This is a genomic window from Pseudomonas sp. C5pp (genome assembly GCF_000814065.1).
Classification (GTDB): domain Bacteria; phylum Pseudomonadota; class Gammaproteobacteria; order Pseudomonadales; family Pseudomonadaceae; genus Aquipseudomonas; species Aquipseudomonas asiatica.
Window position 1 is genome coordinate 86,644 of sequence record NZ_JWLN01000021.1, and the last position, 20,753, is coordinate 107,396.

17 protein-coding genes and 1 pseudogene are annotated in these 20,753 nt (G+C 61.0%); 1 reads left to right on the forward strand and 17 read right to left on the reverse strand.

Annotated elements, in window-relative coordinates:
- Positions 1 to 113 precede the first annotated feature (113 nt).
- From RR51_RS17835 to RR51_RS17870, 8 genes are all read right to left on the reverse strand, one after another.
- Positions 114 to 365, reverse strand: a complete 252-nt coding sequence (locus tag RR51_RS17835) for a DUF3077 domain-containing protein (RefSeq protein ID WP_038408518.1) — start codon at positions 363 to 365, stop codon at positions 114 to 116.
- Positions 362 to 637 (reverse strand): hypothetical protein, encoded by a 276-nt coding sequence (locus RR51_RS17840; RefSeq protein ID WP_039614278.1) that lies wholly within the window; start codon positions 635 to 637, stop codon positions 362 to 364. Before RR51_RS17840 ends, RR51_RS17835 begins: the two co-directional genes overlap by 4 nt.
- Positions 638 to 1,116: 479 nt before the next feature.
- On the reverse strand, positions 1,117 to 2,535 hold the full coding sequence (locus tag RR51_RS17845; RefSeq protein ID WP_025337268.1) for an efflux transporter outer membrane subunit: 1,419 nt from the start codon (positions 2,533 to 2,535) through the stop codon (positions 1,117 to 1,119).
- Entirely contained in the window at positions 2,532 to 3,407 is an 876-nt protein-coding gene (locus RR51_RS17850; protein WP_039614279.1) for an efflux RND transporter periplasmic adaptor subunit, read from the reverse strand. The genes RR51_RS17845 and RR51_RS17850 overlap by 4 nt, the downstream gene beginning before the upstream one ends.
- A complete protein-coding gene (locus RR51_RS17855; protein WP_003255905.1) occupies positions 3,404 to 3,616 on the reverse strand; it encodes a DUF1656 domain-containing protein in 213 nt (70 codons plus the stop codon). Before RR51_RS17855 ends, RR51_RS17850 begins: the two co-directional genes overlap by 4 nt.
- The gene (locus RR51_RS17860; RefSeq protein WP_015268530.1) at positions 3,613 to 5,700 is read right to left on the reverse strand and encodes an FUSC family protein; all 2,088 of its coding nucleotides are present in this window, start codon (positions 5,698 to 5,700) and stop codon (positions 3,613 to 3,615) included. The genes RR51_RS17855 and RR51_RS17860 overlap by 4 nt, the downstream gene beginning before the upstream one ends.
- Entirely contained in the window at positions 5,697 to 6,149 is a 453-nt protein-coding gene (locus RR51_RS17865) for a MarR family winged helix-turn-helix transcriptional regulator (RefSeq protein ID WP_015268529.1), read from the reverse strand. The genes RR51_RS17860 and RR51_RS17865 overlap by 4 nt, the downstream gene beginning before the upstream one ends.
- A 235-nt stretch (positions 6,150 to 6,384) precedes the next feature.
- Entirely contained in the window at positions 6,385 to 7,179 is a 795-nt protein-coding gene (locus tag RR51_RS17870; RefSeq protein ID WP_039614280.1) for a tetratricopeptide repeat protein, read from the reverse strand.
- 207 nt (positions 7,180 to 7,386) lie between these two features.
- Here RR51_RS17870 and RR51_RS17875 point away from each other — a divergent pair, with 207 nt between their 5' ends.
- Positions 7,387 to 7,950, forward strand: coding sequence for a WYL domain-containing protein (locus RR51_RS17875; protein WP_015268527.1), 564 nt, complete (start codon positions 7,387 to 7,389; stop codon positions 7,948 to 7,950).
- A 143-nt stretch (positions 7,951 to 8,093) separates the two neighbouring features.
- Here the strand turns inward: RR51_RS17875 and RR51_RS30570 are convergent, their stop codons facing one another.
- The 9 genes and pseudogenes from RR51_RS30570 to RR51_RS17920 form a co-directional block, all read right to left on the reverse strand.
- Positions 8,094 to 8,477, reverse strand: coding sequence for a hypothetical protein (locus tag RR51_RS30570; RefSeq protein ID WP_152619900.1), 384 nt, complete (start codon positions 8,475 to 8,477; stop codon positions 8,094 to 8,096).
- Between the two features lie 502 nt (positions 8,478 to 8,979).
- Positions 8,980 to 9,957, reverse strand: coding sequence for a hypothetical protein (locus tag RR51_RS17885; RefSeq protein ID WP_039614281.1), 978 nt, complete (start codon positions 9,955 to 9,957; stop codon positions 8,980 to 8,982).
- Between the two features lie 9 nt (positions 9,958 to 9,966).
- The gene (locus RR51_RS17890) at positions 9,967 to 10,455 is read right to left on the reverse strand and encodes an Hcp family type VI secretion system effector (RefSeq protein ID WP_039614282.1); all 489 of its coding nucleotides are present in this window, start codon (positions 10,453 to 10,455) and stop codon (positions 9,967 to 9,969) included.
- A gap of 224 nt (positions 10,456 to 10,679) precedes the next feature.
- Positions 10,680 to 11,543: an ABC transporter permease gene (locus RR51_RS17895; protein WP_039614283.1), complete on the reverse strand. Its 864-nt coding sequence runs from the start codon at positions 11,541 to 11,543 to the stop codon at positions 10,680 to 10,682.
- Positions 11,544 to 11,557: 14 nt separating this feature from the next.
- On the reverse strand, positions 11,558 to 12,421 hold the full coding sequence (locus tag RR51_RS17900; protein WP_039614284.1) for an ABC transporter ATP-binding protein: 864 nt from the start codon (positions 12,419 to 12,421) through the stop codon (positions 11,558 to 11,560).
- Between the two features lie 6 nt (positions 12,422 to 12,427).
- A complete protein-coding gene (locus RR51_RS17905; protein ID WP_039614285.1) occupies positions 12,428 to 13,447 on the reverse strand; it encodes an ABC transporter substrate-binding protein in 1,020 nt (339 codons plus the stop codon).
- An 18-nt stretch (positions 13,448 to 13,465) separates the two neighbouring features.
- Complete coding sequence (locus tag RR51_RS17910) at positions 13,466 to 14,365, reverse strand: TauD/TfdA dioxygenase family protein (RefSeq protein ID WP_039614286.1); 900 nt, start codon at positions 14,363 to 14,365, stop codon at positions 13,466 to 13,468.
- Between the two features lie 199 nt (positions 14,366 to 14,564).
- Entirely contained in the window at positions 14,565 to 14,906 is a 342-nt protein-coding gene (locus tag RR51_RS17915; RefSeq protein WP_015268518.1) for a hypothetical protein, read from the reverse strand.
- Between the two features lie 251 nt (positions 14,907 to 15,157).
- Positions 15,158 to 20,722 (reverse strand): annotated as a pseudogene (locus RR51_RS17920) (immunoglobulin-like domain-containing protein); the annotation flags it as partial.
- Between the last annotated feature and the right edge of the window lie 31 nt (positions 20,723 to 20,753).

The following is a 20,753-nucleotide window of genomic DNA, read 5'->3' on the forward strand; positions in this document are numbered from 1 at the left end:
GTCCAGCGACCTGAATCGGGCTTTCGCCACCCAGCGGAAATATTTGATTTCAGATGTGGAAGACCATTCAGGCTAAAAGATGAGGCCGCATAGCGGCCCCAAGCGCTTGAAGGCTATTGAAGAACCTTGCTCATTCCTCGCTCCATATCATCAATCAGCGCCTTGGCCATCTCACTGAGTATCCGCGCAGCACTACCAGCAATACGGTCATTTTCCATTTCCGCTTCGGTGGTCAGGTGGCGGATACAGCCGAGCAACACCGATAACTGAGAAAAGGCATGGTTGAACGGCACATTGGGCTGCAGGCGGAACAAGTCGAAGGTTTCCACTCCTGCGGTTGCAGAGTCTCTGGGATCATTGCTCATCGGGTCGCTCCTTGATCGTGGCGGGTTGCATGGGTGCGGTCGCACACGGCATTGATCAGGCGGCAGAGCAATCGAATATTCATGCCCATGGCATTGCGCATGTCGCCGGGAGGGTTGTCGAGCAGGACTGTGGTGGTGTGGTCGATGGTCAGGGTGATGGCGCTGATCAGCTCTTCGCAGTCTTTGGGGCTGAGTGGATCGATTAGTGAGAGTACGGGAGGGTCGAGCAGAAGCAGATCGGTAACTGGTGGATCGGGGACGAGCTTGTTCATAATTGCATTCCCTGTGAATAACTATGAACTGCAATCCTCTTCGTCTCACGGAATTGGGTGGCAGTCGTGCGAGGGGTGAGACCCGGGCTCACAGGAAAACCCGACCAGGCGAAAGCCTGCCCGCGCACGACCACCATTAAGCGGTGCGTTCTGTGAGTCCGGGGGTCTCAATCCCGATCGCCTTGCGAGGCGACCCCGCGACAGTATTCCGGGAACACTTTCCAGCCAAGACAGCACCTTCCGACAGGTGCTGTAGGATAATTCGACAGGGCGTCCGAACTGAAGCATTTGGTTTCTGGTTCGGAAATGTCTTACAGCTCTAGAGCCTAGGCGAGGGCTTTGCCCTCGATCGCCGGCAAGCCAGCTCCCACATGGTCCGTACCAATTTCAAGGCATGCACAAGCCGGCTATCACAGGTGAACCACAGGTCTCAAAAGCGGTGGAGTACCTGTGGGAGCCGGCTTGCCGGCGATTGGGCCTCAAGGCTTGGCGGTGTCCTTCCACCCCCCACCCAACGCCAGGAACACACCAATCTGCCCCTGAGCCACCTGACTATTGGCCGCTGCCAGCTGCGCGCGCATGTCGGTGTAGGTGCGCGTCGCCTGCAGGTCGGCCAGGAACGATTCACGCCCAGCCTGGTAATAGCGATGAGTCTGGTCCGCCGCTTCCTTGGCCGACTTCTCCGCCTCGGCCAGCGCGTCACGCCGGTCCAGCAGGGCGCTGTACTGCGCCAGGCGGGTCTGGGTCTCGCGAATGGCGTTCAGCACTACCCCATCAAAATTCGCCAGGGCTGCCTGGGTCGAGGCTTCGGCCATGCGAATGCGGGCACGGGTGCCATTGGTGGGGATGGTCCAGCTGATCTGCGGGCCGAAGCCCCAGCGGTTGGTCGCCGGCTCGCCAAGGTTCTCGAGGATACCAATGGTGCCAACCTGGGCGCCGATGCTGATGTCCGGGTACAGGGCGCCGGTGGCCACGCCGATGTAGGCAGTGGCAGCGGCCAGCTGCCGTTCGGCCTGGCGCACGTCTGGACGGCGCTTGAGCAACGCCGCGCCATCGCCCACCGGCACCAGCTGGTTAAGGTGCGGCAGCTCGGCACAATCGGCAGTGCCGGCAGGCAGCTGATCGACCGGTTTTGCCAACAAGGCAGCCAGGGTATACATGCCCGTCTCGCGCTCCGCCTTGAAGCGTGGCAGCTCGGCGCGCAAGGATTTGAACTGGGTCTGCGAGCGGGTGACCTGGGTTTCGTCGCCACGACCGGCATCACGCAGGCGCTGGTTGAGCTTCACGCTCTGCTCCTGCAGGTCGAGCGACTCACGGGCAATGTGGTATTCCTCGTTGGCCGAGCACACTTGGGTATAGGCCTTGACCACGTCCGCCACCAGGGTGATGCGGGCGGTATCGGCGGCGGCCTGCACTGCGTCGGCATTGGCCTTGGCCGCCTCGGTGCCACGCTTGAAAGTACCCCACAGGTCGAACTGGTACGACGCACTGATGATGGCCTCGCCGATGTTGGCCACCGGCACTTTCTCTGGCAGCAGGAAGGCCTCGCCCGATTCCTGCAGGCGCTGGGCGCCAAGTTTGACGCCGCCGTTGAAGCCACCTTGCGACTCAGCCACTTCGACCTGGGCGCGCGCCTTGGCAATGTTGGCGGCAGCCACGCGCAGGTCGGTGTTGGCACTCAGGGCCTGGCGCACCAGCTCGTTCAGCCGTTGATCCTGATACAGCTGCCACCAGTCCTCAGGCACCGGTGCCGATACCACGCTGTCGGCATCCTGGCGCAACGGGCCATTGAGGTCGCTGCGTTGCACCGCCGCGTCCTTCGGCACTTCATAGTCGGGGCCGACCATCATGCAGGCCCCCAACGACAGGCACAGCCCCGCCAGGATCAGCTGTTTCATGGGCGCTGGCCCTCGATGATCGACACCGTGGCGGTTCGCCCGGCAATCATGCGGAAGTCTTGCGGCACTTCATCAAAGGCGATGCGCACCGGAATACGCTGGGCCAGGCGCACCCAGCTGAATGCCGGGTTGACGTTGGGCAACAGGTTGGCACCACTGCTGCGGTCACGGTCTTCGATGCCGGCGGCGAAGCTTTGCACATGGCCACGCAGGCGGGTGTTGTCGCCCATGACGCGAATGTCCACGGCATCGCCGATGTGGATACCGCCAAGCTTGGTTTCCTCGAAGTAGCCATCGACGTGGTACGAGGCGCTGTCGACCACCGACAGCACCGGCCGGCCGGCGGTGACGAATTCGTGATTACGCGGTGCTCGGTCGTTCAGGTAACCGTCCACCGGGCTGCGCACCACCGAGCGGTCGAGGTTGAGCTGGGCGGTATCGACGGCTACCTGCGCCTCGCTGACGGCAGAGCGGGCACGGGCCTCGCGGGACTGGCTTTCTTCCAGCTGTTCGGCGGCCACCAGATTGCCAAGCTTGCGGTTGCGCTGCGCTTCGCGGGTGGCCTGGGCCAGGGTTTCCTGGCGCTCGCCCAGGGTCGCCTTGGCCTGGCGCAGGGCCAGGGTGAAACGGTCCTGATCGATGGTGAACAGCACATCGCCGCGCTTGACGGTCTGGTTGTCACGCACCTCGACCTTCTGGATCAGCCCGGACACGTCCGGAGCAATCTGGATCACGTCGGCGCGGATGTGCCCGTCGCGGGTCCATGGGGCGAACATGTAGTACACCACCATCTGCCACACGAGCACGGCGGCGAAGGTCACTACCAGCAAGGTCAGGACCACGCGGCCCAAGGTCAGCAAAGGTTTTTTCATGGCAGCATCAGGTTTCGGCAAAAGTGGTCCACCGCACCAAGCAGCACGGCATACAGGGCAACGTTGAACAACGCCCGGTGCCAGACCAGGCGGTAGAAATGCAGGCGCACCAGCACCGCGTGCACCCCGAGGAACAGCAGGTAGGTGCCAAACATCATCACCAGCAGCGTGGGCAGGAATACCCCGCTGATATCCAGTTCACCAATCACAAGGGTGCTCCGTCGAGGCCGGGGGGCAGTTGCGGTTGTTCGGCTGGCTCGAGCATCACCTCCACGCCCGGCAGCAGTGCCAGGCGCAGGCCGCTCAGTGCGTGCAGCAGGTGGGTGCGGGCATCGCCGCGCTCGTACAGCTCATCCAGGTTCAGCGCCAGGCGCGCGCGCTCCATGTTGCGCAGCAGCGCGGCCGGGGCGTGCAGGCGCTCGCCGGCGCGCAGGCAGGCAGCGTAGTGCGCGCCGACTTCCTCGACTACCGTGTTCAGCCGCTCACGAGCCTGCTGCCCGGCACGCGGCATGTAGGCCAGCAGGTCGAGCAGGTTCAACCCCACCCGCAGGTCGCGCAGTGCCACGCCGCTGTCCTGCCCGGTTTGCGACAAGCGCGGCAGATGCTGCATCAGGCGGTCGAGCATCTGCACACCGACCTGGCGGTGCTCGGCCAGGGTGGCCGGCTCGGTCATTTCAACGATGTCGCGCCAGGCGAAGCGGGTCATGCGCTTTGCCGCCAGCTCCACGCCGAACGGGCGCATCACCAAGGTCCAGATGAAGGCGAACAGCAGCCCCACGGGGCCGGCGAGGTTGGAATTGAGGAAAGTGAAGAAGTCAGCATCGTAGGCGCCCTGGATGCTGATGAAGGTCGAGGTGTTGACGATGGTCAGCAAGGTACCAAGGTAGAAACGCGGCTGCACGGTCAGGGTGCCAACGCAGATGAACGGCACGGCAAAGGCCAGCACCAGCATCGGGAAATCGTGCAGGTTGGGCAGTACCAGGAACAGGTAAAGGCTGGAGAAGATGACCGACATCAGCGTCCAGAAGAAGAACCTGTAGATCTGCGGCGCCGGGTCGTCCATGGCGGCGAAGAAGCTGCACGACACGGCGGCGAGGATCACTGCACTGGCGCCGTCGTTCCAACCCAGGCCAATCCACAGGCCGCAGGCGACAACGATCGCCAGTACGGTTGAGGCCACCGAATATAGCATCAGGCCACGGTCGAAGAACGCCGTCAGGCGGCCCAGGCGCCAGTGGCGGTACACCGCGCGCCAGGGTTTGGAGTCGTCGCTGCGCAGGGCATGCTGCAGGCTGCAGCAGTCCTGCCACAGGTCGGCCCATTCGGTCAGGCGGTACAGAGCGTTGGACAGTAGCAATTCGGCGCGCTGGTCGAGGGCAGCGGCGCCCGGCTGCAGGCGCTCGATCTGTTCGTGCAGGGCCGTCCAGCGGGCGACCGAGGCGCTGTCGACGGTGCCCTTGAGCCATTCGCGGGCGGCATCGAGCAACGGTTGCAACTGGGCGAACTGTGCCGGGGCGCGGCCTTCGAGGGCGACCAGGGCGTCGTCGAGGGCATCGATCACGGGCAGCAGGTGGATCATGCGCCCGCGCAACTCGCGGGCATTCTTCAGGGTGTGCGGACCGGCGCCTTCATGGCCGAGCTGGCCGATCATCAGCTCCAGCGAGTTGAAGGTGGCAACCATCGCCCCGCGCATGCCGCCAACCTGGTCTGCGCTGGCTTGGCGGGCCAGGTAGGTGTCGCTATAGCGGATCGCCTCGGTGAACCAGCTACCAGTGGCACCGACTACAACCGGCGCCAGCCGGCGTGGCCAGAAGATCGCCCCGACCACCGCCGCACACACGATCCCCAGGCAGATTTCCTGGGCGCGGGAGGACGCCACGTCGAACACAGCAAGCGGGTTGTCGACCACCGCCAGGGCAATCATCGGCAAGGTGTAGCCGGCCAGCATCAGCACGTAGTTGTTGGCGGTGCGCAGGTTCAGCGAAAGGAACAGCAAGGTGCCGGTCCACAGGGCGATGGCGATGCTCAGCAGCAACGGCGACTGCACCAGCGGTGGGACCAGGAAAATCGCCCCGCCGGCGCCGAGCAGCGTGCCCACGGCACGGTACAGGGCCTTGGAGCTGGTGGGGCCAAGGAACGGGCTGGAGACGATGTACACCGTGGCCATGGCCCAATAGGGGCGCGGCAACTGCATGAGCAGGGCGATGTACAGGGCGATCATGGAGGCGGCAAAGGTTCGCACGCCATAGAACCAGTCGCGGGCCGGGGGCACCGAGCTGAAGAAGCCGCTCATGCTGCCCCGCCTGTGTTGCCCAGGCCGGCGGCTTCGAAGGCACGCAGCACGCGCAAGGCGGCTTCCAGGTCGGCCTGGTCGATGCCATGCAGCACCTCGCGGCGCAGGCGCACCAGTTCGGCTTCGATGGACTCGGCCAACGTGCGGCCTGCGGCGGTCAGGCTCAGGGCCTTGGCGCGGCGGTCCAGCGGGTCCTCGCTGCGGCATACCAGGCCGGCCTTGCACAGCTGGTCGAGCAGGCGCACCAGCGACGGGCTTTCCAGGCCAGCGGCCTGGGCCACGGCCACCTGATGCACGCCGTCACCCAGGCGCACGATCATCAGCAACGGCGCGGCGCAGGCCTCGGAAATGCCGTAACCGGTCAGGGCGGTATGGCAGATGCGCCGCCAATGGCGGGCGGCAACCACCATGCCACTGCTGACTTGCAGGCGCAGGAGATCAAGGGACATGACAGGAACCAAGGATATTCATAGCTTGCTAACTATCAATATACGCCTGTGCCTCCCCCTGTCGTCAACCGGGGGGATGGATGAATTGTTGTTCATGCTGGGGCTTCTGGCCTGCCTGTGCCGGCCTCTTCGCGGGTAAACCCGCTCCCACAGGTGCTGCATAGGATTCAAGCCATGCGCGGTACCTGTGGGAGCGGGTTTACCCGCGAAGAGGCCCGGACAGGCAACAGAGCATTCAGCGCTGTATCTGGTCTTCCAGCTTCATGGTCAAGGCCAATGTACTGCCCATCTGCACCGCCCGGTCACGCCACTCCTGGTAGCGGCCCTCGTCACGGCTGCTGAAGTGTACCGCCAGCTCTTCGGCCGCCTGCACCACACCCGCAGCTGCCGCCAGTTCCAGCCAGTACAGTGCGGCCTTGAGATCAGCCTCCACGTACAGTCCGTGCATCAACCGGTAGCCCACCTCGAAACGGCAGCGTGCCTCGCCCTGCTCGGCCCCGCGCAGGAACCACTGGTAGGCCTGTACAAGATCTACCTGCCACTGCAGGCTGCCATCGCACACTTCTTCCTCGTACAGGTCACCCAGGGCAGCAGCGGCATGCAGCATGCCCCGCTCGAAAGCCTGCCGGTAGCACTCCGCCGCCTGTAGGTAAGAGGGTTCGATACCTTTGCCGAAGTAATGTTGCTGCCCAAGGTTGAACCACGCCGCGGCATTGCCTTGCAGGGCCGCCATGCGCAACAGGTGGCCGGCCAACACGGTGTCAGCACGCCAGTATTTGCCGTTGAGCCAGATCCAGCCAAGGTCGTTGAGCGCCGCCACATTGCCTTGCAAGGCCTGGCGGCGCAGGTCGACGTAAACCATCTGCAAGTCGCTGGCTTCGTCCAGGCGACTGACCAGCAGCGAGCGCTGGCTGGGCAACCCTATCCCGGCAAACAGTCGCTGTCGCCTCCCGACAGCGGCCGGTGGGGCAATGACCCGCTCGGGCAGAAGGCGGGCAAGCAGCGAATGGATATTGCTGGCAGCAGACATGTTCATCCTCATTGAACGACACACAACCCCAACCTTCGGCTGTGATGAGGCGTGATTCTGCGTGACGTAACGTCAAAACCTGTCGCGAACGATTCGGCACCAGGCAACCAAATGCGACTTCCTTGATCTGAGCAGGCTGTGGCCAATTGCCATGACCCACGCCTGCCGCCATCCTATTGCGGCAAGCCTAGACAAGGACGTTATCTTTTGCCGTTCGCCACCACTCGCGCCACCCTTAGCCGACAGTGGGCGCTGCTGCGCCAGTTGCCCAGCCGTTCCCCTGGCATTACCAGCGCCGAATTGGTCTGGCGCCTGCGTGATGTGGGCTTCACCGTCAGCAAACGCACTGTCGAGCGTGATCTCAATGAGCTGTCGCTGATATTTCCGCTGGAGCGCAATGACAAGAGCATTCCGTTTGGCTGGCACTGGTCGGCGAACGTTGCTGGCGAGTTGCGTGGGAATTTCGATCTGCAGGGTTTTTTGCGCGGTGGTTCGCTGCAGCCGGCGCAAGGTGAAGGGGTCGAGCTACAGGCCTGGGTCAGCGACCTGCTGGCCCGACAGTTGCGTGAAGCGCCGTTGAGTGTCGATATGCAGCTGACAGCGCTGGAGCAGGGCCATCGGCTGCGGGCCACCGTGGAGGATGGCTGGGGGTTGCGCTGGTGGGTGCTGAGCCAGGGAGCAGGCGTGGTGATCGAACAGCCCAGCCAGCTACGCATGGAGATTGCCAGGACACTCGTTGAAGCGGCGGCACAGTATCAGGATGGCCATTGAGCTTAAGGCTCACCCACCAGCAAGTCTCGATTTCCCATGGCTAAGAACCTGGCCTGCAATTGCGAGATGAAAGTAGAGCACAAGCCACTTATAGCAAAGTGGCACTTTACCCCTCCGATTAATAATAAATTAAGCCGATATAATCAACTGGGCAAGCTTAAAAGCTTCAGAACATTATGGGCAACAACAAAAACAACCGTAGAAATCATTAGCCCTCCCCACGAAACTAGAATTTTAATTTTCAGATCCTTTGGAAAGCGCAATATTTCGGAAGCATCCGCAACACCTTTGCTAACAAAGACACCGGGCATCATAAGCATATTTGCGGCCAGGCAGATGCGCAACACTTTACCTAGCAAACCCGCCGATGAGAAACTTAACCGATTATTTCGTACATAACTGCATCCCGACAGGTTCGATTCAACCAAATCAAGATATCGGCAGGCTAGGTAAATCATAATACCCACACTGATCATTATCCAGAATAACAACATGGACATTCCTATTACTTCAACTGTCGATTTCATTCAATCCTCTTTCCACACACTCGCCTCCCAAGCGGATCAAACCAACAACAGTGTTGCTCCCATCATCTCGGCAAGCTTCTTCAGACAAGGTGCAATGGAGCACCGCGCATCACACTGCAGCCTGCGCGCTTCCTCCAAACACTTTCTTAAAAAGACCCGAGCGCGAGGAATGCGACTGAAGAAATACACATTGTGCACCACGTTACTATAAGCAGTCTTTTCATACGCGCCGGAAAGTTCTGCAGTTGCGCTTCGTCAACCAATCCCTTGCGAGCAAATAGGTATGGCGTGCTCAGAAGTGTTGATATGGTACAGATACGCATAATTTTACCGAGGATTCCCGCATGCAAATAAAGTTTCCTATTCCCCGATACAAAATCACTTTTCCATAGCAACCCTTCAATCTCATCAAGATATCTTATGGCGATATATATTTGCACTAAAAGCGCGACGATACCCAAGAAGAAAAAACAAATCGCAACCACATTCATCTCAAATGAGCTCATGGCTTAATGCTCTCGTAGAGAATTTCCCCAAGCCACTCACCACCCTCTTTACCATTTTCACCACCAATCTTTCCACCTACGGCTCCACCGACCACCGCGCACGCTAATGCACCGGGCCCTCCACTAGGTATTCCGAGTACTACAGCGCATACAAGGGTACCTGCGGCACCTCCGACAGCCCCCATTACGGTGCTTCCACTCAAACCTCCGACCAAACCACTTCCCTCCACATATTTGGCCTTTCTACATTCTTCTTCTCGGCCAATGGTGCACGCCTTATGAATGGACAGCCCTGTCGCCGCCACATCCAATGCAACCCCAATGTAGGCCCCTTTCTTGATCAGATTCGCAGCCTTCGCCACTCCCATTACCTTCTCTGCATACCCGGAAATCTCCCCGGTACTCAGATAACGCTTGGTGGAAAGCTGCAGCATCCGCTTGATCGATCCCTGATTTCGTAGACCCGAGCCATAGGCGGCGGTCCTCCCCAGCTGTTCGTCCAACGTCCTGAACAGCTCCACACGCTTGGCATAGAACTCTTCTCGCGCCCTGAACGCACCACCACTCATATGCTCGCGGTGCAGTTGCTCGATCTGTTCCAGCGTCTTCTTGATTGCATCCAGATACCTGGCCCAGCCATCGCTCGCTGCCCCTGCCCCCATCGATGCATGGGCCAGTAGACTTTGCAGCATCTCGAAGTTATCCAGCATGAAACCGTCAACACCGCCCCCGTTGAGCATGATGTCGCGGTGGATGCCAGCCGCCTTGCCCATGAGAAAGGCTTCATGGCTGGTGCAGGAAGAAGTATCGGGATCACCGACGATCACCAGTTCGCCGGCCAAGACCACGGTGTTGACGATATGCCCATTGAGCACATCGAACTTGGCCTGCTGGTTGGCGTTCATCGGTGTACCGTTCTTCAGGGTCGCGTAATTCTGCGCCTTGGGATTTATAAAGCTGCGTGCCTCGGACATAGTCGGTCCTCACGCAAACTTCTTGTTGGCAATCCGGTCCCAGCCACCGGTCACATTGCCGCCAGCACGGCCATCGGCGCGTTGCTGCCGGGTGTACGTGGTCTTGATACGGCCGTAGTCGAGTTGGATGATTTCAGTCGGCACGCCGGCATGCGCGCTTTGTGCATAGTCGGCGATGATCACTTCTTCGAGCACCACTTCGTAGTATTTGAGCTTGTCCCCACCGGCGCGGCAGACGACCAGCCTCACCTCCTTCAGGTGCTGCCCGGCGCAACTGGCTTCGAGCAGTTTGCAACTGGCGTTGTCCAGGTACTTGGTGAAGGTGAGGTTGCTCAGGGTGATACGCCCGGAAGTGGCGCCGCCTGCGGAACTGGCGGTGGCGGAGGCGCTTTGGCTGCTGCCGAACGTGTAGCCGAGGATTTCGATCCAGTTACTGTACTGCTCGTCCTTTGCTTCGCCAGCGATTTCCGCGATTTGAATATAAGCGTCGAAAGCCATGGTTACTGTTCCTTGTAAACAATTGAGCGGAACAGGCTAGGCACGGATAAACTCCAACGCAATCGTTCTGCGGAGATCGATGCTAAATTAGGAGTTTTCTTACAACTTATACGACAAGTCGGCTTGAAAATATTTGAAAGTGTTTCAGAGCTACGCCATTTGGGCCGACAACATCAGCCCGATCACCGGCAAGCCGACGATCGGGCCAACCAAGCACATGCGCGTCAGCGCTGCATCCCCCAGCGGCGAACGGTCAACCGCTCCAGCGTGTTGAACACCAGCCCCTCCACCAGCAAACCGATCAGGATCACCACCGCCAACCCGGCAAACACCTTGTCGGTGTACAGCTCGTTGCGGTTCTGGAAGATGTACCAGCCCAACCCGCCTTTGCCACTGCTGGCGCCGAACACCAGCTCGGCAGCGATCAGTGTTCGCCAGGCGAATGCCCAGCCGATCTTCAGCCCCGACAGGATCGACGGCAGCGCCGCCGGGACAAGGATATGCAGCACCAGCCGCAGCCCCTTCAGGCCGTAATTGCGCCCGGCCATGCGCAAGGTTTCCGACACGCCGAGAAAGCCCGCATAGGTATTCAGCGCCAGCGCCCATAGCACCGAGTGCACCAGCACGAAGATCAGGCTGTTGTCGCCCAGCCCGAACCACAGCAAAGCCAGCGGCAACAGAGCAATCGCCGGCAACGGGTTGAACATCGAAGTCAGGGTGCCCAGCAGATCGCGCCCAAGCTGGGTCGACACCGCCAAGCTGGTGAGGCCGAAGGCCAGGATGATGCCCAGCAGGTAACCCTTGAGCAGAATCACCAGCGACACGCCAACCTTGGCGGGCAACTCACCACTGACCAGGCCGTCCCACAGCGCCGTGGCCGTCTGCAGGAAGGTCGGTAGCAGCAGATCGTTGCCCTGGTAGCGGGCAATGGCCTCCCACAGCACGGCGATCACCAGCAGGATGACCGCCTTGCGCAGCCAGCCGTGCTGCCACAGGCGCTGAGCCAACGGCAGCTTGCGCTCCACAGGCACACTGAGCAAAGGCTCCAGCTGCACCTCGTATTCCTGGCGTACAGGTGTAGTGGTCATGGCTGAAGCTCCTGTCAGTAGGCGATACGGATATCGTTGAAACCAAGATCGTCGGGCTGTTCGAGGGCATCCGCCTCATCGAACAGCAAACGATGGATGCGCCGGGCACTGGCCTGGAAGTCGCTACCACCCAGGCTGCCCAAGTCGTACTGGTGGCTGTGCACTTCGGCACGCACCCGCCCCGGGTGGGGGGACAACAGCAGGATCCGGTTGCCGACCACCAGCGCTTCTTCGATGGAGTGGGTAACGAACAGCAGGGTAAAACGCACCTCCTCCCATAGCAGCAGCAATTCTTCCTGCATCTTGCGCCGGGTCAGCGCATCAAGTGCCGCGAACGGTTCGTCCATCAGCAGGATCTTCGGCTGCGTGGCCAAGGCCCGGGCAATCGCCACGCGCGCCTTCATACCGCCCGACAGGGTGTGTGGGTAGGCATCGGCGAAGGCGGCCAGGCCGACTTTTTCCAGGTAGTGCAGTGCCCGCTCCTCGGCCTCGGCGCGTTTCAGCTGGCCCGACACCAGCAGAGGGAACATGACGTTCTGTTTCACCGTCTTCCATGGCGGCAGCTGGTCGAACTCCTGGAACACCACGATGCGGTCGGGGCCAGGGCCGTTGACCGGCTGGCCTTGCAGCAGAATCTGCCCTTCCTGGGGCGAGATGAACCCAGCCACGGCCTTGAGCAAGGTGGACTTGCCGCAGCCGGAGGGGCCTAGCAGCACGAAGCGGTCGGCACGGTCGACTTCGAAGCTGACCTGGTGGGTGGCCCGCACCACGCGTTGTGCGGTGCGGTATTCGAGGCTGAGGTTATCCACCTTGAGCAAAGGCGGCGTTGCGACACGGCTCAGGTTGCTGGCCGTGTGGCCTGGCAATGGGGCGGTCATGATCGGTCAGCTCCCCTGCAGTGGGCGTTCATCCTGGAAGAAGTAGTCCTTCCACGATTCCGGCTTGTGCTTGATGGCGCCTACCCGATAGAGGAAGTCGGCCAACTTGTAGGTGTTCTTTGGCGTGACGGTGAATTCGTACTGCGGGTTGTCGATCAGTCTGATCAACGTGTCGCGGTCGATCTTGGCCTTGGTCACGCGGATGTAGGTGTCGGCGGCGGCCGCCTTGTCCTTCTGGGCGAAGTCCGCGGCTTCGGCCAGCGCATCAACGAAGGCCTTGTAAGTCTTGGGGTTGTCCTTGCGGAATTTTTCAGTGGCGAACAGCAAGGTCGGCGAGTTGGGGCCGAGCAGGTCGTAGCTGTTGAGTACAACGTGCACGTTCTTGTTGGCGAGCACCTGGTCCTGGAACGGCGGGTTGGAGAAGTGTCCGTTGAGTTCGGTGCCGCCGGCCAGCAGCGCGGCAGTGGCATCCGGGTGCGGCACGGCCAGGGTGTACTTGTCGAGGCGGTTGTATTCCTTGTCGCCCCATTGCCGGGCGGCGGCGTACTGCAGGAAGCGCGACTGCACCGATACACCTACCGCCGGTACGGCGATGCGGTCCTTGTCGGAGAGGTCGGCAATGGTCTTTACATTGGGGTTGCTGCTGACCAGGTAGTACGGGAAGTTGCCCAGCGAGGCCACGGCCTTGACGTTCTGTCGGCCCTTGGTGCGGTCCCACACGGTCAACAGCGGGCCGACGCCGGCACCGGCGATGTCCACCGAACCGGACAGCAGTGCGTCGTTGATAGCCGAACCACCCGATAGCTGGGCCCAATCGACTTCGATGTCGATGCCCTGCTCCTTGCCATGTTTTTCGATCAGATGCTGGTCACGCACTACGTTCAGCAGCAGGTAGACGATACCGAACTGTTCGGCGATGCGAATCTTGCCTTCTGCTTGCGCCGCGGCGGGGGCCGCCAGGCTGCCGACGACAAGGCTTGCGCCCAGGCCGATGCTTGCCGCCAGGCGGCTGATGGATTTACGCATGATTGGTTTCCTCAGTCGTCAGAACGGGGCATCGCCCTGGATGGTGGTGCGGTAAAGCTTGCGTCGCAGGCGTGCGGGGCAGCCGGTGGCCAGGTGGACCAGCGAGCGGTTGTCCCAGAACACCAGGTCGCGGGGCTGCCACTGGTGGCGATAGATGTTCTGCTCCAGCACGCTCAGGGCATACAGCTGTTGCAGCACGTCGCGGCTTTCGTCACTTGGCAGGCCGACGATACGGGTGGTGAAGCCTTCGCTGACGAACAGCGCCTTGCGGCCGTTTTCCGGGTGGGTACGCACCACCGGATGGATGACTTCCCGTACCTGCGCCAGCTGCTCGGCGGTCAGGGTCGGGCGCCAGTTGCCTTCGAACTTGGTCTCGGCGTAACGGGCGGTGTAGGAGTGAGCGGCACTGCGGCCCTCGACCACCTTGCGCAGGGCCGCGGGTACAGCGTCCCAGGCCTTGTGCATGTCGGCGAACAGGGTATCGCCGCCCTCGTCGGGCAGTTCCTGGGCATGCAGCATGGAGCCAAGGCTGGGCAGTTCCTTGTACGACAGGTCCGAGTGCCAGAACTTGCCGGCATCACCCAGGCCGATGTTCTGGCCGTTCTCGATGATATTGGAAACGATCAGGATCTCGGGGTGGCCGGCGAGCAGGAACTGCTTGAGCACATGGATCTGCAATGGACCAAAACGGCGGCTGAAGGCGATCTGCTGGTCAGGGCTGATGCGTTGGTCGCGAAACACCAGCACATGGTGGTCGAGGTGGGCGCGATGGATACGGGCAAAATCCACGGCGTTGACCGGCCTGGCCAAGTCCAGGCCGATGATCTCGGCACCTACAGCACCGGAAAAAGGGCGGATTTCGAAGCGTTGCGGCAGTGCGCTGTCGATGATCGACAAGGCGTTCGAGGCGGCTGACATTTTTCACTCCCACGCAGTGCGCGACTTCAATGGCGCGCAACGATCAGAAACGCACGGGGATTTCCCGTGTGGGTTCAAGTCGTGCGGCGCATCGATTGGTCGACGGGTACGCAGTGGAAGCGACTATAAAGTCATAAGAGTTTTATTTTAAATACCGATAAAGAATAACCATAGCACGGCTGTCAGAGGCGGTGCGCAATCAGATCAATCCGCCCTGCTCTTCCTCATCGATGAGGTTGTTCAGGCTGCTGAGCGCCTTGCGCGCTGTAGAACGGTTGAGCAGCTTGGCCTGCGCACCGGGGGGCAGGTCGGTGATCTTGAACACACCCTTGGCGGTCAGCACATCGATCAAGTCCTCGAGCACGCGGATCATGTCGAGATCGCTTTGCTTGAGCTGGTTGAGGCTGTTTTCCACGACGTCATCGGCAAACCATTCCTGGATATCGGCATGGTCGGCGGGGAGCATTTCGGTGAACTGGTCAAAAGCGGCTGCTTCGACCCGCTGCAACTGGCCAGCGGCATCGCGTTGCACGTAGAACATGGCGGTGTCCCTCGTCACATTGGTTCCTGGGTGGTAGACAGCAGCATAGGCAAAGATCACCGGGCACGCAGGCCCGGCGCCAGAGTATGCGCTGTCGCAGGATGCCAGGAAAGTACCATGGCCGCTGAGCGGCCAATCGCCGGCAAGCCAGCTCCCACAAGAACCGCACAACTCTCCAGAGCTGCACAGTTCCTGTGGAAGCTGGCTTGCCGACGATCGGGCTGCAGTGCAGCCCGCTAGCGCATCAGTAATCAACTGTCCTTGTTGTGGATGATGATTGTCGGGTCAGCACCGCTGATCAACGAGTTGATCGTGGTGTTGGACCAGTTCACCCCTTCCAGCTTGATGGTCACGTCGGCGTTGGCGATACCACCGGCGGCATTGAGCTTGCCTTCGCTGCTGACCTGCAGCGTCGTCGTGCCTTCCACCGTGGTGAGCTTCAGGTAGTTGTCGATGGTGCTGCCCTTCTCGCCCTGGAGCAGGTCCTTCAGGTCGATGCGGTCGCCTTCGGCCACCTTGAAATCCTTGATCACGTCTTTGCCGGTATCGCCAGCCTTCCATACGAAGGTGTCGGCACCGCTGCCACCGGTCATGGTGTCATCGCCCTTGCCACCAAGCAGGATGTCATTGCCTTCACCACCGAGCAAAGTGTCCTTGCCCAGGCCACCGATCAGTATGTCATTGCCCTTGCCACCGTCGAGGGTATCGTCGCCGCCCTGGCCGAACAGGAGGTCATTGCCCGCCCCACCGTTGAGAATGTCATTGCCATCGTTGCTGCGCGAGACATCGAATTCGCTGACGTGCTCGACGATGTACTTGTGCAGCACGCGACCGTCGACATCACCCAGGGCCACACCCAGCTGGCCTGCGACATATCCCTGTATGGCTTCGACACCGTTGCCGGCGACCGAACCAAAGCTCACCAGGTCACCGAAGATGATGTCGTTGCCATCACCACCGTTGACGGTGTCATTGCCCGGCACGGTGGCTTCGGTGTGGCCCAGGATCGCTTCCGCCAGTTTGCTCGGGTCGATGTTGGTCTGCGGCTTGCTATCGGTGTCGTAAGGCTTCAGGTCGTTGACATTGACCGCGCTGTTCAGGCCGATGGCTTCCACGCCAGACAGGTTGGACAGCAACAGGAAGCTTTGTTGCGAGTTGTAGTCCACATAGTAGTAACCGCTTTCAGCGTAGGAGAACTCAAAGGTGCCATCACCTTGGGCATGCAGCTGTCCAGACGCACCATTGTCGTTGGTCCAGCCCTTTTTGCCCCAGTATTCGGCGGTCATGTTGCCTTTGGCATCGATGCTGAAGCGGTTGTCGCTGCCCACCATCTTGTTGGTGACCACGTCGCCCAACTTGTAGCCGATCGACTTGAGCACGGAATCCACCGTGGTGTCGATGTTCCTGAAGGTGCCCTCACGTTCGCCAGCCTGGTACACGTTCGGCTGGCCGTCGGTGATGAAGAACGTCTGGCGGCTGCCGGTGTTGCCCGCATCCATCAATTGCTTGAACCAGTTGGCGGTGGTCTTGAACGCATCCTCGTAGTTGGTCGAGCCGCTGGAATAGAGTGTATTGAGCGCACTGTAGAGCGAGCTCAGCGCGTTCTTGTCGCCCAGGTTGACCGAAACCGTACTGTTCACCTGGGTGGAGAAGTCCACCAGCAGGATGTTCACTGTACCGGACTGCGCGCCCTTGACGCTGTTGGCCAAGGTATCGAACACCGACTTCAGCGAGTTACGCGCGGCATCGACCGCGCTGCCCATGCTGCCTGAGGTATCGACGATGAACGCAATGTTGTAGTCCTGACCCGGCGTCACATGCAGACCACTGATGTCGGCAACGATGATGTCACTGGTGGTGGTGCCGGTGAAACTGTCGCTGTCGGTAGTCAGGTTGCTGGCAGTGTAGGTGTCCGGATAGACAGTTACCTTGATCGTGCCTTCGGTGGAGGCTTTGCTGCCGCCCACGCTTTCGGTAGCGGTCGAGGTGACCTTCACATCGAAACTGCCCTGGTAGTACGCCGGCGGCTTGATGCTCAGGCCGTTGAGGCTCCAGCCGGTGACGTCAACCGAAGTGGCGCCGACGGTTACGGTATGACCAGCGCCATCGCTGAGCACCGAACCTGCCGGAATGCCGTCCAGCTTGACGCTCAGGCTCTCGGAGCCGTCGGTGTCGGTCAGGTTGGTGGAAATGCCAACCAGCTTGACGGTGCCGTTCTCCGGCCCTTCGTTGAGCTTGTAGCCGTCGTAGTAGCCTTGGCCATCACTGCCATGGAAATCGGACACGGAAAGCCCGGCGTTACCCATCGCCGCAACGTTCGGGTACATCGGGATGGCCGAGCTGCTCAGGTCGGTCACCGGGCCGTTACCGACCTTGACGTTGATATCCAGGCTGCCCGGGCCGGACTGGTTGGCGTGGTAGATCTCCAGGGTGTAGTAGCCGCTGACAGGCGGCGAGAAGCTGCCGGAGATCGTACCGCCCGCCCCCCAGGTGGCGCCGACCACGCTGGTTTTGCCGATGTAGACCTGCAGGCTGTCATCGGCGGTGCCGCTGAAGGTGTAGGTCTGGCCGGCTTCCAGGTAGATCAGGCCGGAGGTCTTGGAGCCCGTACCGGCGGCAACGCTGCCGCCCGAATCGGCGCTGGTAACCTGCTCGGTCTTGCTGGCACTGCCAGAGTTGGCGAACACGTTCTTCAGCGCAGTACCGCTGATGCCGTTGCCGTTGGTGCCCAGGCCCGTGAGGCTGTTCCAGGTTTCCTTGGTCAGGCCAAGCGATTCGGGGGTGTTGCTGCCGATGTTCAGGCCAGGCTTGTCGGCTACAGGTGCAATATCGACCTTCAGCGTGGCCTCGCCACCAGCAGCGGCACCGTCGGTAGGCTTGTACTTGATCTGGGCATAGTCGGCCTGCTTGTTGCCGACGCCCGTTCCGCCATATCCGTCAATACCCGACTCGTTGGGTTTTGGCACGAACCGCAGGTTGCCGGCAGCGATGTCAGCCTGGCTGACGGTCTGGTTCTGGGCGACGTTGACCCAGGCGGTGCCGTTGAAGAGCTGCAGGGAACCCGCTGGCAGCTGGGTGAAGGTCACACCCAGGCTCGACAGGGCGCTGTCGACGTCGGAAATGTTGAAGTCGTTCCAGGTCAGCACCAGCGGCGTGTCTTCGACGCCAGTGACGGCGCCGCCAGTGGCGACCGGTGCGTCGTTGACAGCGATCACATTCACCGTGGTCGTGGCGGTGTTCGAGGTATTAACGCCGTCGGTCACCGTCACGGTGATGATGCGAGGCGTGGTGCTCGGGTTCTCGCTGCTGTTGATGAAGGTGATGTTCTTGATCGCCTGGATATAGTCGGCCAGCGACGCAGCGCCGCTCAGGGTCAGGACTACCTTGCCGTCTGTGCTGTTGGCGTTGATCGTGATGCCGTTGACACTGTTGCCCAGGTTCAGCGCATCACCCGGCTGGCGGTTGGTCAGGGTGACCGTCGCGCCCGTCAGCTGCGAGCTGTCGAAGTCGGTGATAGTGACGTCCACATCGCCGATCGACACACCACTGCCTGGCTGGTTCTCGGTGAAGGTGGTCTGGTAGTCGGCTCCGGTCTTGCCGCTGGAGTCGTTGCCATCCAGGTCCAGAACCGGAGCTGGCTCGAATATCTGGGTGGTCACGCTGCCGGCGCTGGAGCTGATGTCGAGCTTCTCGAAGTTACCGCCAGTGGCCGAATCGATCTTGACCGTGAAGTGCTCAGTACCCTCGGTGGCGTTGTCCTTGAAGGTCGGGACGGTGAACGTTGCCTGCGAGCTGTTGGCCTTGATCACTACGGTAGCCACGCCGGTGTAGTCCGTGCCATCGGCCGCGGTGCCGGTGTAGGTCAGTTTGACGGTGACGTCGGTCTCGGCCTTGTTGGTCAGGTTCAGGACGTACGTGGCATTACCACCTTCGGCGACCGCGGCGGTGCCGCTGATGCTCAGGGTGGTGGTCTGGATGGTATCCGTGACAGCAGTGACCGCCGCCGTATCGCTGACGTTCAATTTCTCGAAGTTGCCACCGCTGGTTTCGGTGATCTTCGCCGAAACGTTGCCTGCATCGATATAGACGTCATCGGCTGGCGCCGGAACGGTCACGGAGCCGGAGAGCTTGCCCGCATCGATGCTGATCACAGCGCCGTTGCTCAGCTTGATGGTCATGTCGGTGCCAGCCTTGTTGGTCAGGGTGGCGGTGTAGGTGATCTGGCCACCTTCTGCGACGGTTGGCGTAGCGCTGAGGCTCAGGCTAGTGTGGTCGATGGTGTCGCTGACCTTGGTTACCGCATAGGCTCCACTGGTAGCCAGCAGCTCGAAGTCGCCGCCAGTAGTGCCATCGATCTTGGCCTGAACGGTACCCGCATCGATGTACACATCGTCGCTCGGCGCGTCGATGGTGATCGAACCTTCTTTCTGACCCGCCGCGATGGTGATGGTCTCGCCGTTGCTCAGCTTGACGTTCAGCGCAGTACCCGCCGGGTTGGACAGCGCTGCGGTGTAGGTGATCTTGCCGCCTTCGGCCACGGTATCCGTCGCAGTCAGCGTGAGCGTGGTGACGTCCGGAGTTGCCGGATTATCGGTGACAGAGGTCACTGGCTCGCCAACGGCCACGGTCTTCTCGTAGTTACCACCCGAGATGTCGGTGATCTTGTTGGTCAGGTTCAGGTTGGTGTTATGGACGTTGTTCGGCGCGGTGAACGGCACCGACGCCGACGACTCACCCACCGGAATGGTGATGGTCTGGCCGTTGGCTAGTTTCACCACCAGGTCCGAACCGGTGACCTTGTGGTTGACCGACGCGGTGTAGGTCACTACGCCGCCCTCGACCACACTTTGCGTGGCGGTCAGGGTCACGGTAGTGGTGTCGATGGTATCGGTGACCTTGGTCACAGCCGCAGTGCTGCTGACGTCCAGCTTCTCGAAGTCACCACCGGTGGTACCGGTAACGGTCACGCTCAGGTCTTCGGTATCGACATACACATCGTCGCTCGGCGCGTCGATGGTGATCGAGGCTTCCTTCGAACCGGCGGCGATGGTGATGGTCTCGCCGTTGCTCAGCTTGACGTTCAGCGCAGTACCCGCCGGGTTGGACAGCGTAGCGGTGTAGGTAATCTTGCCGCCTTCGGCCACGGTATCCGTCGCGGTCAGCGTGAGTGTGGTGACGTCCGGGGTCGCCGGGTTGTCAGTGACAGTGGTCACTGGCTCGCCAACAGCCACGGTCTTCTCGTAGTTACCACCCGAGATGTCGGTGATCTTGTTGGTCAGGTCCAGGTTGGTGTTATGGACGTTGTTCGGCGCGGTGAACGGCACCGACGCCGACGACTCGCCAACCGGAATGGTGATGGTCTGGCCGTTGGCCAGTTTCACCACCAGGTCCGAACCGGTGACCTTGTGGTTGACCGACGCGGTGTAGGTCACTACGCCGCCCTCGACCACACTTTGCGTGGCGGTCAGGGTCACGGTAGTGGTGTCGATGGTATCGGTGACCTTGGTCACGGCTGCGCCGCTGTTTACATTCAGCTTCTCGAAGTCACCACCCGTGGTTTCGGTCACTTTGACCTGCAGTACTTCAGCATCAATGTAGACATCATCGCCTGGGGCGTCGACGATGACCGAAGCCTCCTTCGAGCCGGCGGCAATGGTGATGGTTTCACCGTTGCTCAGCTTGATCACCAGATCGGTGCCGGCCTTGTTGGTCAAGGTCGCGGTATAAGTGATCTTGCCACCCTCGGCAACCGTCGGTGTCGCGCTCACGGTAAGGTGGGTAATGTCCTTGGTGCCTGGTCCGTCGGTCACGGTCGTCACCGGCTCGCCAACGGCTACGGTCTTCTCG